Source organism: Neorhizobium sp. P1_A6 (assembly GCF_056406795.1).
The window spans coordinates 144,547-158,516 of record NZ_JBFTZM010000003.1 but is presented as its reverse complement, the minus strand read 5'-3'; the positions used below and the strand labels follow the sequence as shown (position 1 = coordinate 158,516).

The window sequence follows — 13,970 nt, the reverse complement described above, 5'->3', positions numbered from 1 at the left end:
AGAGTTTACGCCTATATAGGAAGCCGTTGCGAGGCCGCAAAGCCGTCGTTCGGGTCCTGGTCAGGCCGTCAGGAAGTCGGTCAGTGTCCAGGCGGCATCCGAGCCGGCGACAAAACCGCGATAATCGAGCACCGCAAGGCCGGCAGGCGGGTAACCGCCCGGGACCGCCGCCACCATCTGGTCGGCGCCGATCAACCCTTCCAAAACCTCTTCCATGGTCGGGTTATGGCCGACGAGCATCACCGAGTTGCTGTCTCTTTGGCCTGCGAGAATGGCGAGATAGGTGCCGAGCGAGCCGTTATAGAGTTCGTCGATGAAGACAGGCTCGATCTCCTCGCTGATCGCGCGGCGGATGGCTTCGGCGGTCTGGCGGCACCGCATGGCGGTGGAACTGATAAGGATATCAGGCCGATAGTTGCGATCTGCAGCCTTGTCGGCAACGATCTCGGCCTGTGCGAAGCCCTGATTGTCGAGAGGGCGATCGAAATCGTGCTGTCCCGGTTCCGCCCAGCCGGATTTGGCGTGGCGCAGGAGATAGATGCGGGAAGGAGGAGGAGTGATCATCGTCATGCCCGGCACCGCTGTTAAGAGGATGGAAGCGATGGGTACCCTTTCGGCATGAGACTCGTCAACTGCCGCAGATGTTCTGAAATAGCCCAGCCGGGCTCGTGCGCCTGTGGAGAAGAGTTTTGGACATTCAGAATAAAAGCTTAAAAAATAGCCGTTTAGCGGATTTTTATGACAGTTTTAAAAATGCCTTAATACTGAGCGCGAGGCTTGAATCCGGATGGGAGGATAGGATATAGAGCGCCGCATGAGATGTTCTTCAGGAGAATCGCGTTGAGTGAGAAGATCGATCTTAGCAATTATGTGCTCTCTGAAAACGACGAGTTCATGAATGCAAACCAGAAAGCGTATTTCCGGGCAAAACTGATCGCCTGGAAAAACGATATTCTGAGAGAAGCGCGCGAAACGCTCGGCCATCTGGCTGAAGAGAGCGCCAACCACCCCGATCTCGCCGACCGGGCTTCCTCCGAAACCGACAGAGCTATCGAGCTTCGAGCCCGTGACCGTCAGCGCAAGCTGATCTCCAAAATCGATGCCGCCTTGCAGCGCATCGAGGACGGCACCTATGGTTACTGCGAGGAAACGGGCGAACCGATCGGCCTCAAGCGTCTCGACGCTCGTCCGATCGCCACACTGTCGATCGAAGCGCAGGAACGCCACGAGCGCCGTGAAAAGGTCTATCGGGACGAATAATTCGCCTGATCAGCCATAAACGAATTCAAGGCACGGTTTTTCCGTGCCTTTTTTCTTGGGCCCAAAATGGCGGGGGCGCCCGCTCACTTATCGCGGGTGACCGACATTTCACCGAAGATACGGGCGACTTCCGACTGCAGGCTCGGTTCCGGTGTCGCACCGGTGACCGGCGGCACGCCGGGGTTCCTCGGCTGTATCTGACGGCTCGGCTGGGGGATGATGGCCGACTCGCGGGCTGCGAGGTTGTTGGCCATTTCCTCTTCGAGAATCCGCTCGAAATCGCTGCCGAGCTGTTTCGGCTTGTCGGCGGCCGATTGCAGGGCAGGCGGCACGATTGCGGCGCTGACCGGCACGACGCGGGGCTCGGGCGCTTCCTGGAAGACGCGTTCGCGGGCGGCATCGAGCACATCGGCGGCGTCGTCGAAAGCCGGAACCTGGAGAGGAGCGGGGGCAGGAGCTGGGCTAGGTGGCGGGGCCGCGGCTGCGAGGGCCGCGATCGGCCGCAACTGTTCGGACTTTACTTCCGGGGCTTGACGGGCGGGCGGTTCTATCCTCGGGGCGGCCGCCGGCTCGGCAGCCGCCGCATTGTTGGCCATGACAGGCGGGGCGGGCCGCGGAGCAAGGGTTCCGCTCATCGGCATGGCCCCGGTGACGGGAGCTGCTGCTGCCGCCAAAGGCGCAGCGGCGCGCGGGGCCTCGCGCGGCGGCACGACGCTTTCCCGTGCCGGCTCGATGCGCGTTTCCGGAGCCGCGGGACGGGGGATCTGGGCAGGGCGGGGTTCGGCGACGGGAGCCGGCCGGGCTTCCATAGCGGGTGCGGCTTGAACGGGAACCGTCATGTCCAGGGGCTGGAACCGGTTTGCCACGGTCGCCGGCATGGCGGGTGCCGCCGTGGAAATTCCGCTTTCGATGACGATATCGGTCGGCCCGCCGATCATGATCAGGTGTTCGACCCCGTCGCGGCGGATGAGGACCAGGCGACGGCGCGCGTCGACGGCCGCTGCATCCAGCACCTGAAGCCGCGGCTGACGGTTTTTGCCGCCGCGCACGAAGGGGGACGGGCCGGCGCGGCCGCGCATGAGCCAGAGCGCGCCGATGAGGACGACGAGCCCAATGCCGACGCCGACGACTGCGATCACCAGGCGGCCTCCATAGGCGCCCATCAGGTCATCTAACATCTCTTGCCACTCCTCATATGAACGCTGCGGTAAAAAACGACTTTTTTCCTACCGAAGCAAGCTGCTAACTGTCACTGTCCCGCGCTGAAAGACAGCGCAGAAAAGCAAAGATAGGTCACTCCGCCAAACTGTCCCGGGTTTTGTGGCCCAGCAGAGCTTTTTGCTTAACCTGCAACTTGCTAATAAGGAATCGCGGGATTCCTGATCCCTGAATGTTCATGGCCGCAGCGCCGGTCGAAATGCGAGGAATTGATGACGAAGTTGCAGCAGAGCGGCAACTACGATGCGCCCCTGGTGGAAAAAGGGACGCGTGGCGGCACCATCGTCCGGATAGTCCTTCTGGCGCTCGTTCTCTGTGGCGTGGCTGCCGGCTTCGTGATGTTCCAGCATGCGCTCGACAACGAGCTGGTGCTCGGCCTGCTCGGCATTCTCGCCATGGTCGGCATCTTCTTCCTGGTGTCGTCGATCATCGGCCTCGTCGAGGTCATGCCGCAGTCGCGTTCCGACGAGCTGGCCCGCGGTTTCCTCGCCAACCATCCCGACGGCATTCTGATCACCGACACCAAGGGCCGCATTCTCTACGCCAACGCCGCCTATGGCCGGATGACGGGTGCGACCAAGGCGAGCAACGTGCAGTCGCTCGAAGCGCTTCTGTCCAAGACCCGCGAATCGACCGAGGCGCTCTACCGGCTGACGACGGCTCTGCGCGAAGGCCGGGAAGGCCATGAGGAGTTCCGGCTTCTCCAGCCGATCGGACGGACGACCGGCAATGGTTCCGGTGCCCATTGGTACCGTCTCAAGGCACGGTTGCTGACGCCCGCCGACAGCCGCAAGGGCCAGCTCGACATCTGGCAGATCACCGACATCACCTCGGAGCGCGACGACCAGGAACGGTTCTTCCGCGAGTTGCAGAACGCTATCGACTATCTCGACCACGCGCCCGCCGGTTTCTTCTCCGCCGGCAAGAAGGGTGAGATCTTCTATCTGAACGCCACGCTTGCCGAATGGCTCGGCATCGACCTGACCAAGTTCGTGCCGCGCTCGGTGACGATTGCCGATCTGGTGGCTGGCGAAGGCATGGCGCTGATCCAGTCGGTGCAGGCAGCACCCGGTCTGAAGCGCACCGAAACGCTCGATCTCGATCTGCGCCGTGCCAACGGCCAGAGCCTGCCCGTGCGCCTGGTGCACAATGTCAGCGCCACCCGCGACGGCGCACCGGGCGAAAGCCGCACCATCGTGCTGGCGCGGCCGAAGGGCGGCGAGGGCGACCAGTCCGCCTCCGCGATGCGTTTCACGCGCTTCTTCAACAATACCCCGATGGCGATCGCCTCCGTCGATGGCGAAGGCCGGATCCTGCGCATCAATGCGCCGTTCCTCAAACTGTTTGCCGGCGTCGTTTCCCGCGACGACGTGGATGCCGGTATCGAACTCGACCGCATCGTGCACGACAATTCCCGCCAGCATCTGATGCAGGCGATTGCCGCTGCGAAGGACGGGCAGGGCGATATCGCCCCGATCGATTCGCGCCATCCCGGTGACGAGAACCGCTATGTGCGCTTTTATGTGAACGCCGTGATCGACGAGAGCGACGAAGCGCCTGAAGAGGCCGCGATCGTCTATGCCGTCGAGACGACGGAGCAGAAGGCGCTCGAAACCCAGATGGCGCAGACCCAGAAGCTCAATGCCGTCGGCACGCTGGCGGGCGGCATCGCCCACGACTTCAACAACGTCCTGACGGCGATTCTTCTGTCCTCCGACCACCTCCTCCTGCAGGCGCGTCCCTCGGATGCGAGCTTTGCCGACCTGATGGAGATCAAGCGCAACGCCAACCGTGCCGCCGTGCTGGTGCGCCAGCTGCTCGCCTTCTCTCGCAAGCAGACCATGCGGCCGGCGGTGCTGAACCTCACCGACGTCGTCGGCGACCTGCGCATGCTGGTCGACCGGCTGATTTCCGGCACCAATGTGAAGCTTGAAGTGGATTACGGCCGCGATCTTTGGCCGGTGCGCACCGACCTGTCGCAATTCGAGCAGGTGCTGATCAATCTCTGCGTCAATGCGCGCGACGCCATGCCCCAGGGCGGCACGATCCTGATCAAGACCCGCAATGTATCCGCCGAGGATGCGGGCGGTTTCAACCAGGCGGATCTGCCGGCCGAGGACTTCGTGATGGTCGAGGTTTCCGACACCGGCACGGGCATTTCGCCCGAAATCATGGACAAGATCTTCGAACCGTTCTTCACCACCAAGGAAGTCGGCAAGGGGACCGGCCTCGGCCTCTCGATGGTCTATGGCATCGTCAAACAGTCCGGCGGCTATATCTATCCCGAATCGGAAGTCGGCCGCGGCACGAGTTTCCGCATGTTTCTCCCACGCCACATTCCCGAAACGCCCGTCGTTGTCCAGGACGTTACCGCAACCGGTACGCAGGCGCCGCCGGCAGCTCTCGCGCCTGTCGTGTCGACGCCTGCATCCGACGACCTCGACCTCACCGGAAAGTCGGCAGTTGTCCTGCTCGTGGAGGATGAGGAGGCCGTCCGCCGAGGCGGCAAGCGCATGCTGGAAACCCGTGGCTACACCGTGCACGAAGCGGGTTCCGGCACCGAGGCGCTCGACATCATGGAAGAGCTCCAGGGCCAGGTGGATATCGTCGTCTCCGACGTCGTCATGCCTGAAATGGACGGGCCGACGCTTTTGACGGAACTGCGCAAGACCTATCCGGACATGAAGTTCATCTTCGTTTCCGGTTATGCGGAGGATGCGTTTGCCCGCAACCTGCCCGCCGACGCGAAATTCGGCTTCCTGCCGAAGCCCTTCTCGCTGAAGCAGCTTGCCGTGGCGGTCCGGGAAATGCTCGATTCGGAGTGAGAATCGGATCGTCCCTCATAAATTTCAAACGCCGCGATTCCCTCGTCAAATTGCGGCGCAGCCTTGATTTCAAACGGGAATTTTCCACACCCACAGCGGGCGTGAACATCATGAGAACGAAATCGAAATATCTATTTTGACTCAATCTCTTGAGCGACCCTTGCCAAATGAGAACAAAATAGGTACATCACCTTTATCAGCTGCTTCATTGCGTGCGCGGCGGCAATAACCTAAAGGTGGGACCAGATGGCACAGAATAGTTTGCGGCTCGTAGAGGATAAAGGCGTGGACAAGAGTAAGGCGCTGGAAGCGGCATTGTCGCAGATCGAACGATCCTTCGGTAAGGGATCGATCATGAAGCTCGGTGCAAACGAGAGCATTGTCGAGATCGAGACGGTTTCGACCGGCTCTCTCAGCCTGGATATCGCGCTCGGCATTGGCGGCCTGCCGAAGGGCCGCATCGTTGAAATCTACGGTCCGGAAAGCTCCGGCAAGACGACGCTTGCGCTGCAGACGATTGCCGAAGCCCAGAAGAAGGGTGGCATCTGCGCCTTCGTCGACGCCGAACACGCGCTTGATCCGGTCTATGCCCGCAAGCTTGGCGTCGATCTGCAGAACCTTCTGATCTCGCAGCCGGATACTGGCGAGCAGGCACTTGAAATCACCGACACGCTGGTCCGTTCCGGTGCCGTCGATGTCCTCGTTATCGACTCGGTTGCGGCTCTGACGCCACGTGCCGAAATCGAGGGCGAGATGGGCGACAGCCTGCCGGGCCTTCAGGCACGCCTGATGAGCCAGGCGCTGCGCAAGCTCACCGCTTCGATCTCCAAGTCGAATACGATGGTGATCTTCATCAACCAGATCCGCATGAAGATCGGCGTGATGTTCGGTTCCCCGGAAACCACCACCGGCGGCAATGCACTGAAATTCTACGCCTCGGTTCGCCTCGACATCCGCCGAATCGGTCAGGTCAAGGAACGCGAGGAAGTGGTCGGCAACCAGACTCGCGTCAAGGTCGTCAAGAACAAGATGGCGCCTCCCTTCAAGCAGGTCGAATTCGACATCATGTATGGCGAAGGCGTTTCCAAGACCGGCGAACTCGTCGATCTCGGCGTCAAGGCCGGCATCGTCGAGAAGTCCGGTGCCTGGTTCTCCTATAACAGCCAGCGTCTCGGCCAAGGCCGCGAGAATGCCAAGACGTTCCTGCGCGACAACCCTGAGCTTGCGCGCGAAATCGAGACGTCGCTTCGCCAGAATGCCGGCCTTATCGCCGACCGCTTCCTGCAGAATGGCGGTCCAGACGCTGACGACGGCGACGCGGCCGCGGATATGTAAAGCGGTTCCGCCGCACTCGGGGATTTCTCCGGCGGATTATTTTGAACCGGCCGCGCATGGAAAGATGCGCGGCCGGTTTCTCGTTCGGTGAGGCGGCGGGGCGGCTGGACAGTTGGGGGTGTGGGCGATACAAGCCTCTGGTTTTCGAATAATAGGACCGCATCCGGCGGTAAAAAGGGCGTAGCATGAGCGGCGTGAATGAAATCCGGTCGACCTTCCTCGACTATTTCCGAAAGAACGGGCACGAGGTCGTGTCCTCCAGTCCGCTGGTGCCGCGCAACGATCCGACACTGATGTTCACCAATGCCGGCATGGTTCAGTTCAAGAACGTGTTTACTGGTCTTGAGAAACGCCCCTATTCGACCGCCGCGACCGCCCAGAAATGCGTTCGTGCCGGCGGCAAGCATAACGACCTCGATAATGTCGGTTACACCGCCCGTCACCATACCTTCTTCGAAATGCTCGGCAATTTCTCCTTCGGCGACTATTTCAAGGCGAATGCCATCGAGCTTGCCTGGAACCTGATCACCAAGGAATTCGGCCTCGACGCCAAGCGGCTCCTGGTGACCGTCTATCACACCGATGACGAAGCTTTCGGCCTCTGGAAGAAGATCGCCGGTCTTTCGGACGACAAGATCATCCGCATTCCGACCAGCGACAATTTCTGGGCGATGGGCGATACCGGTCCTTGCGGCCCGTGCTCGGAAATCTTCTATGATCATGGCGACCATATCTGGGGCGGCCCTCCCGGTTCGCCGGAAGAGGATGGCGACCGGTTCATCGAGATCTGGAACCTCGTCTTCATGCAGTACGAGCAGGTGACGAAGGAAGAGCGGATCGACCTGCCGCGCCCGTCGATCGACACCGGCATGGGACTGGAACGTGTTGCAGCCGTCCTGCAGGGCCAGCACGACAATTACGACATCGACCTGTTCCGAGCGCTGATCTCGGCCTCGGAAGAGGCGACCGGCGTCAAGGCGGAAGGCGAACATCGCGGCAGCCACCGCGTCATCGCCGACCATCTACGCTCCTCCGCATTTCTGATCGCGGACGGCGTGCTGCCCTCGAACGAAGGCCGCGGTTACGTGCTCCGCCGCATCATGCGCCGCGCCATGCGCCACGCGCAGCTGCTCGGTGCTCGCGATCCGCTGCTCTGGAAGCTGCTGCCGGCGCTCATCCAGCAGATGGGCCGCGCCTATCCGGAACTGGTCCGTGCCGAATCGCTGATTTCCGAAACGCTGAAGCTCGAGGAAAACCGTTTTCGCAAGACACTGGAGCGCGGCCTTTCGCTGCTGTCGGATGCGACGAACACGCTTCACAAGGGCGATATGCTCGATGGCGAGACCGCCTTCAAGCTCTACGACACCTACGGTTTCCCGCTCGACCTGACGCAGGACGCTTTGCGCGCCCGCGAAATCGGCGTCGATATTTCCGGTTTCACCGACGCCATGCAGCGCCAGAAGGCGGAAGCCCGCTCGCACTGGACCGGTTCCGGCGACAAGGCGACGGAAACGATCTGGTTCGAGCTCAAGGAAAAGCACGGGGCTACCGAATTCCTTGGATATGACACGGAAACCGCTGAAGGCGTGGTGCAGGCGATCGTCCGCGACGGCAAGGCTGTCGACAGCGCGTCCGCCGGCGAACAGATCCAGATCGTCGTCAACCAGACGCCGTTCTATGGCGAATCCGGTGGCCAGATGGGCGATACCGGCGTGATTGCGACCGACAACGCCAGGCTGAATGTCTCGGATACCCAGAAGAAGGGCGAGGGCGTATTCGTCCACATCGCGACCGTCACCGAGGGCACGTTGAAGGTCGGGGATGCCGCAGCGCTGACGGTCGATCACGACCGTCGCTCGCGCCTGCGCTCCAACCATTCGGCCACCCATCTGCTGCATGAGGCGCTTCGCGAAGTGCTCGGCACGCACGTGGCCCAGAAAGGTTCGCTCGTCGCGCCCGAGCGCCTGCGTTTCGACGTTTCGCATCCGAAACCGATGTCGGCCGAAGAATTGCAGAAGGTCGAGGACATGGCGAATGCCATCATCCTCCAGAACGCGCCGGTCACGACCCGGTTGATGAGCGTCGATGATGCGATCGCGGAAGGCGCCATGGCGCTGTTCGGCGAAAAGTACGGCGACGAAGTTCGTGTCGTCGCGATGGGCAAGGCAATCGAAGGCCCCAAGGCCGGCAAGGCTTATTCGATCGAGCTCTGCGGAGGCACCCATGTCAATTCGACCGGCGATATCGGCCTTGTCCGCGTTCTCGGCGAAAGCGCCGTCGGCGCCGGCGTTCGCCGCGTCGAGGCGGTGACGGGCGAGGCGGCGCGTCTCTATCTTGCCGAGCAGGATGAGCGGGTGAAGACGCTGGCAGGTGCCTTGAAGGTGCAGCCGGCGGAATTGGTTTCGCGCGTCGAGGCGCTGATCGACGAGCGCCGCAAGCTGGAGAAGGAACTCGCGGATGCCAAGCGCCGGCTCGCCATGGGCGGCGGGCAGGGCGGTTCGGCCGGCGATTTCAGGGAGATCGGCGGCATCAAGTTCATGGGCAAGGCGCTCAACGGCATCGATGCCAAGGACCTGAAGGGCCTGGCGGATGAAGGCAAGGCGAGCCTCGGCTCCGGCGTCGTCACGCTGATCGGTGTTTCGGAAGACGGCAAGGCCAGCGCCGTGGTCGCGGTGACGCCGGATCTGGTCGAGCGCTTCAGCGCCGTGGATCTGGTCCGGGTCGCGTCCGTGGCGCTTGGCGGCAAGGGCGGTGGTGGCCGTCCCGATATGGCCCAGGCCGGCGGACCCGATGGCGCCAAGGCCAATGAGGCGCTCGAAGCGGTCGCAGCCGCTCTTGGCGCCTGACGACAAACACCGGAAGCGGGCGTCGCCCGCTTTTCGGCTTCAAAGGAAAACCAATGGGCGTGACGGCCAAGATCGACGACGAGTTGGATGAGGTCGAAAATGGCCTCGTGCCAGCGCTTTTTTGGGATGCGCCAAGCTCCGTCTCGTTCAACAAATTGCGCAAGCGCCTGCTCCGGCAGGTGCGCCAGGCCTTTGACGATTTTGGCATGCTGAATGGCCAGAAGCGTTGGCTGATCGGGCTTTCCGGTGGCAAGGATTCCTATTCGCTGCTCGCCGTGCTGCTCGATCTGCAATGGCGCGGCCTGCTGCCGGTCGAGCTGATTGCCTGCAATCTCGACCAGGGCCAACCGAACTTCCCCAAACACGTTCTGCCGGAATATCTTGCCTCGATCGGCGTAAAACACCGCATCGAATATCGCGATACCTATTCGATCGTGAAGGAAAAGGTGCCGGRAGGGGCTACCTATTGCTCGCTCTGTTCCCGGCTGCGGCGCGGCAACCTCTATCGCATCGCCCGCGAGGAGGGCTGTGATGCACTGGTGCTCGGCCATCACCGGGAAGATATCCTCGAAACCTTCTTCATGAACTTCTTCCATGGCGGCAGGCTCGCGGGTATGCCGGCAAAGCTCTTGAACGATGAGGGTGACATGATGGTGCTGAGGCCGCTTGCCTATTGCGCCGAGAACGATCTTGCGAAATTCGCCGCCGCCATGCAGTTCCCGATCATCCCTTGCGATCTCTGCGGCTCGCAGGATGGCCTGCAGCGCAATGCGATGAAGGCGATGCTTGCCGATATCGAGGCCCGCATGCCGGGCCGCAAGGATACGATGTTGCGCGCGCTCGCCCATGTGAACCCGTCGCACCTGCTCGATCCGAAACTCTTCGATTTCTCGGGGCTTCAAGCCGCCCAAAGTCTCTGAATTCCCCCAGCCAGCCTTCGCGCACCAATCCCCCATGAGACCATTGTCATGACCCTTCCGCTCGACATCACGAAGCTTGCCGATCTTCTGCGCCTTGCCGCCAAGGCCGAAATCCTGCCGCGTTTCCGGCGGCTGCGCAGCGGCGACGTCCGCTCCAAGAGCGAGCCGTCCGACCTGGTGACCGAGGCCGACGAGGCCGCCGAGCGGATGATCCGCCGAGAACTCGAAGCTTTCGCGCCCGGCGCGCTCTTCATCGGTGAGGAATCGGTGGCGGCCGATCCGTCGCTGCTCGCCAAGCTTGCCGATGCGGAATTCACGGTGGTCGTCGATCCGGTCGATGGCACGTTCAACTTCGCCTCGGGCATTCCGGCCTTCGGCGTCATGGCCTCCGTCGTCTGGAAGGGCGAGACGGTTGCCGGCATCATCTACGATCCGATGGGCGACGACTGGGTCATGGCGGAAAGGGGCGCCGGCGCGTTCCTGCGGCGTCCGGACGGCGAGGCGATCCGGCTTTCGGTCGCCGACGCCCGGCCGATCGAAGCCATGATCGGTATGGCCTCGCCCGGATATTTCTTCGGCGGCGAGCGGGAGCGGATCCTCGGCAATCTCGCCAAAGTCCGGTTCTTCGCCAACTATCGCTGCTCGGCCCATGAATACCGCACGTTCGCCGGCGGGCATGTGCAGTTCGTGCTCTACAACAAGCTGATGCCCTGGGACCATCTGGCTGGCACGCTGATCGGCACGGAGGCGGGCGGTTACGTCGCGCGCTTCGACGGCTCTCCTTACATGCCCCACCATGTCGACGGAGGCCTGCTGCTCGCCACCGACAAGGAAAGCTGGCAGATGCTGCGTAACGAGATCATCGGCTGATCACCGACGCGACCGACAACACGGGAAGGCCAGGGCATGGTGCACCCTCTTTCGTAACTCCCCGAGGCATGGCGGGAACGGCTAGGCCGTCATGCGATACGACATCGTGATCGGTCGCTCCGCTGCCTCGGTCCATCGGTTGACGGCAGCGGATGGCGAGGGTTTTTTCGTCAAGACGGAGGCGGTGAGCCCCTTCGCGGATTTGCCCGGTGAAGCTGCCCGGCTGCGCTGGCTCGGCACAAGCGGTATTCCGTGTCCCATCGTCATTGATGAGATCACCGAGGAGGCGCGCCACTGGCTTCTCCTGTCGGCGGTGCCCGGCTCCAATCTGGCCGAAGCGAATCTGCCGCCGGAGGACATCGTCGAAATTGTCGCACAGGCCCTGCATAGATTGCACTCGCTCGAACCGGGATCGTGCCCGTTCGATCACCGCGTCGTCGCACGGATAGAGTTAGCGCGAACCCGCGTCGAGGCTGGGCTGGTGGACGAAGATGATTTCGATGCGGAGCGGCTGGGTACCCCGATCGCGGATCTGATACGCCGGCTCGAGAAGGGACGGCCGGCGATCGAGGATATGGTCGTCGCCCATGGTGATGCCTGCCTGCCGAACCTCATTGCCGATCGCGGCATTTTTTCCGGCTTTGTCGATTGCGGCCGGCTCGGCGTCTCGGATCGTTATCAGGATTTGGCGCTTGCCCAGCACAGTATCCGATACAACCTCGGCAGTCCGTGGGACGAGATCTTCCTGATCCGCTACGGCGGAGATATCGACCGCGACCGTCTTGCATGGTTTCGACTGCTGGACGAATTCTTCTGAAGTCGGTCTTGTGGGGAACAAATGGTGCCTTCCGGGGGAGGCATCCCCCGAAAGGCTGAATGCTTCTCAGATCTTCGGATTGTGCGGCTGGAAAAGTTTTCCCTTTTCGCCGATCAGCACGAAGATCAGCCCGATGATCGAGACGGTGAAGAAACCTGCGACCAGCGGCAGTGCCGTACCGTTGAAGGACTGGCCGATCGCGACGCCGATCAGCGCGCCGCCGACTGTGCTCATGAAGCCGAGCACGGCGGACGCCGTCCCGGCGACATGGCCAAGCGGCTCCATGGCGAGCGAATTGAAGTTCGAGCCGATCCAGCCGAACTGGAACATCGAGAGCCCGAAAAACGCGATGAAGATCACGAGCGGCATGGGCTGAGGCCCGAAGATCTGCACGAGCATCCAGACGAATGTGATGCTGATGAAGCCAAGCAGCGAGCCGTGCGAAAGGCGCCGCATGCCGAAACGCCCGACAAACCTGGCGTTCAGGAAGGATGCCGCCGACATGAACACCGCCACACAGGCGAAGACCAGCGGGAACCAGACGCCGACGTCGTAGATCCCGACATAAATTTGTTGGGCCGAGTTGATGAAGCCGAACATGGCGCCGAAAATGAATGTGCTGGCAATCGTGTAACAGAGGGCAAGGCGGTTGGTCAGAACGATTTGGAAGGCGTGCAGGATCGACGAAATGGTGAAGGGACGCACATCGGCCGGATCAAGCGTTTCCGGAAGGCGCGAATACATCCAGAAGCCGATACAGAGCGAGGCGACCGCCATGAACACGAAAATCAGGTGCCAGTTGCCGAACAGCATGATCACCTGGCCCGTGGCCGGCGCGATGACCGGCACGACCATGAAGACCATCATGATCAGCGACATGACTTCCGCCATGGCGCGACCGCCGTATACGTCGCGCACGATCGAGATGGAAATCACCCGCGTTGCGGCCGCTCCTGCGCCCTGGATGAAGCGAAGGGCCAACAGCGCTCCGAATGATGGCGCGATGACGGCGCCGACCGCGCAGACGAAATAGAGGCCGAGGCCGAAGAGCATCGGATTTCTGCGACCGAAACGGTCGGAGATCGATCCATAGATGATCTGCGCGGCGCCGAGGCCGAAGAGATAGGCTGAAACCACATATTGGCGGTGGTTTTCGTTGACGACGCCAAGCGATGCGCCGATCTCCTGCAATCCGGGAAGCATGATGTCGATGGCAAGCGAATTAATGGCCATCAGCATCGCCATCATCGCGATGAACTCGACCCGACCCATGCCGCGCAGGCGGGCCGGGGCAGTTTGTGAAGGATTTGTCACAGCAGTTTCCTAAACAACGTGAAAGGCGCCGTTGGGAGCGGCGCCTTGAAAAATATCTTTTAAAATATCCCGGACAGCAGTCCGGAAAATCTCAGGCCGCGCCGCGAACGCCGATGCCCTGTTCCTGCAGGTGAGTCTGCAATTCGCCGGATTGGAACATCTCGCGGACGATATCGCAACCGCCGACGAACTCGCCCTTGACGTAAAGCTGCGGAATGGTCGGCCAGTTGGAATAGTCCTTGATGCCCTGGCGGATCTCCGCATCGGCGAGCACGTTGACGCCCTTATAGTCCAGGCCGAGATAGTCGAGGATCTGCACGACCTGACCGGAGAAACCACATTGCGGGAACTGCGGGGTGCCCTTCATGAAGAGAACGACGTCGTTGGTCTTCACTTCGTTGGCGATAAAATCGGTAATTCCGCTCATGTCCTATCCTTTCACATGCGGTTTCAAGGGCCGCTGCGCTGCGTGATCTGCCTTAAATAGCAATCCAGCATCGGGAATTCCAGCGGAATAGTCCGTCGGAATGCGCTTATTGTTTCGCGTAGCCCCGGCTTTGAACCT

At 61.6% G+C, this 13,970-nt stretch carries 10 protein-coding genes and 1 pseudogene; 7 read left to right on the top strand and 4 right to left on the bottom strand.

Going from position 1 to position 13,970, the window contains the following annotated elements; genetic code table 11:
- Positions 1-60: 60 nt before the first annotated feature.
- Positions 61-570, bottom strand: a complete 510-nt coding sequence (locus tag AC1D3C_RS07640) for a SixA phosphatase family protein (protein WP_247138042.1) — start codon at positions 568-570, stop codon at positions 61-63.
- 270 nt (positions 571-840) lie between these two features.
- On the opposite strand from AC1D3C_RS07640, the gene dksA reads away from it, so the two are divergent.
- The gene (gene dksA, locus AC1D3C_RS07635) at positions 841-1,260 is read left to right on the top strand and encodes an RNA polymerase-binding protein DksA (RefSeq protein WP_007771163.1); all 420 of its coding nucleotides are present in this window, start codon (positions 841-843) and stop codon (positions 1,258-1,260) included.
- Positions 1,261-1,343: 83 nt separating this feature from the next.
- Here dksA and AC1D3C_RS07630 read toward each other — a convergent pair whose 3' ends face one another.
- Entirely contained in the window at positions 1,344-2,438 is a 1,095-nt protein-coding gene (locus AC1D3C_RS07630; RefSeq protein ID WP_477482476.1) for a flagellar biosynthetic protein FliO, read from the bottom strand.
- 252 nt (positions 2,439-2,690) lie between these two features.
- Here AC1D3C_RS07630 and cckA point away from each other — a divergent pair, with 252 nt between their 5' ends.
- The 6 genes and pseudogenes from cckA (at position 2,691) to AC1D3C_RS07600 (ending at position 12,091) form a co-directional block, all read left to right on the top strand.
- Complete coding sequence (gene cckA, locus AC1D3C_RS07625) at positions 2,691-5,303, top strand: cell cycle histidine kinase CckA (protein ID WP_477482475.1); 2,613 nt, start codon at positions 2,691-2,693, stop codon at positions 5,301-5,303.
- A gap of 246 nt (positions 5,304-5,549) precedes the next feature.
- Positions 5,550-6,638 carry a recombinase RecA gene (recA, locus tag AC1D3C_RS07620; RefSeq protein WP_038542844.1) on the top strand — a complete coding sequence of 363 codons (1,089 nt, stop codon included), beginning with the start codon at positions 5,550-5,552 and terminating at the stop codon, positions 6,636-6,638.
- Positions 6,639-6,823: 185 nt separating this feature from the next.
- On the top strand, positions 6,824-9,484 hold the full coding sequence (alaS, locus tag AC1D3C_RS07615) for an alanine--tRNA ligase (protein ID WP_477482474.1): 2,661 nt from the start codon (positions 6,824-6,826) through the stop codon (positions 9,482-9,484).
- A gap of 53 nt (positions 9,485-9,537) precedes the next feature.
- Positions 9,538-10,404 (top strand): tRNA 2-thiocytidine(32) synthetase TtcA, encoded by an 867-nt coding sequence (gene ttcA, locus AC1D3C_RS07610; protein ID WP_477482473.1) that lies wholly within the window; start codon positions 9,538-9,540, stop codon positions 10,402-10,404.
- A gap of 48 nt (positions 10,405-10,452) precedes the next feature.
- Entirely contained in the window at positions 10,453-11,274 is an 822-nt protein-coding gene (locus AC1D3C_RS07605; RefSeq protein ID WP_477482472.1) for an inositol monophosphatase family protein, read from the top strand.
- A gap of 96 nt (positions 11,275-11,370) precedes the next feature.
- Positions 11,371-12,091 (top strand): annotated as a pseudogene (locus tag AC1D3C_RS07600) (APH(3') family aminoglycoside O-phosphotransferase).
- A gap of 66 nt (positions 12,092-12,157) precedes the next feature.
- On the opposite strand, the gene AC1D3C_RS07595 reads toward AC1D3C_RS07600, so the two are convergent.
- A complete protein-coding gene (locus AC1D3C_RS07595; protein WP_405029379.1) occupies positions 12,158-13,405 on the bottom strand; it encodes a multidrug effflux MFS transporter in 1,248 nt (415 codons plus the stop codon).
- Positions 13,406-13,496: 91 nt separating this feature from the next.
- Positions 13,497-13,832 (bottom strand): Grx4 family monothiol glutaredoxin, encoded by a 336-nt coding sequence (gene grxD / locus AC1D3C_RS07590; RefSeq protein WP_038542857.1) that lies wholly within the window; start codon positions 13,830-13,832, stop codon positions 13,497-13,499.
- Between the last annotated feature and the right edge of the window lie 138 nt (positions 13,833-13,970).

Coding starts and splice junctions, on each gene's coding strand:
- AC1D3C_RS07605 (WP_477482472.1), top strand. CDS start 10,453: ATGACCCTTCCGCTCGACATCACGAAGCTTGCCGATCTTCTGCGCCTT.
- cckA (WP_477482475.1), top strand. CDS start 2,691: ATGACGAAGTTGCAGCAGAGCGGCAACTACGATGCGCCCCTGGTGGAA.
- grxD (WP_038542857.1), bottom strand. CDS start 13,832: ATGAGCGGAATTACCGATTTTATCGCCAACGAAGTGAAGACCAACGAC.
- alaS (WP_477482474.1), top strand. CDS start 6,824: ATGAGCGGCGTGAATGAAATCCGGTCGACCTTCCTCGACTATTTCCGA.
- recA (WP_038542844.1), top strand. CDS start 5,550: ATGGCACAGAATAGTTTGCGGCTCGTAGAGGATAAAGGCGTGGACAAG.
- AC1D3C_RS07640 (WP_247138042.1), bottom strand. CDS start 570: ATGACGATGATCACTCCTCCTCCTTCCCGCATCTATCTCCTGCGCCAC.
- AC1D3C_RS07630 (WP_477482476.1), bottom strand. CDS start 2,438: ATGTTAGATGACCTGATGGGCGCCTATGGAGGCCGCCTGGTGATCGCA.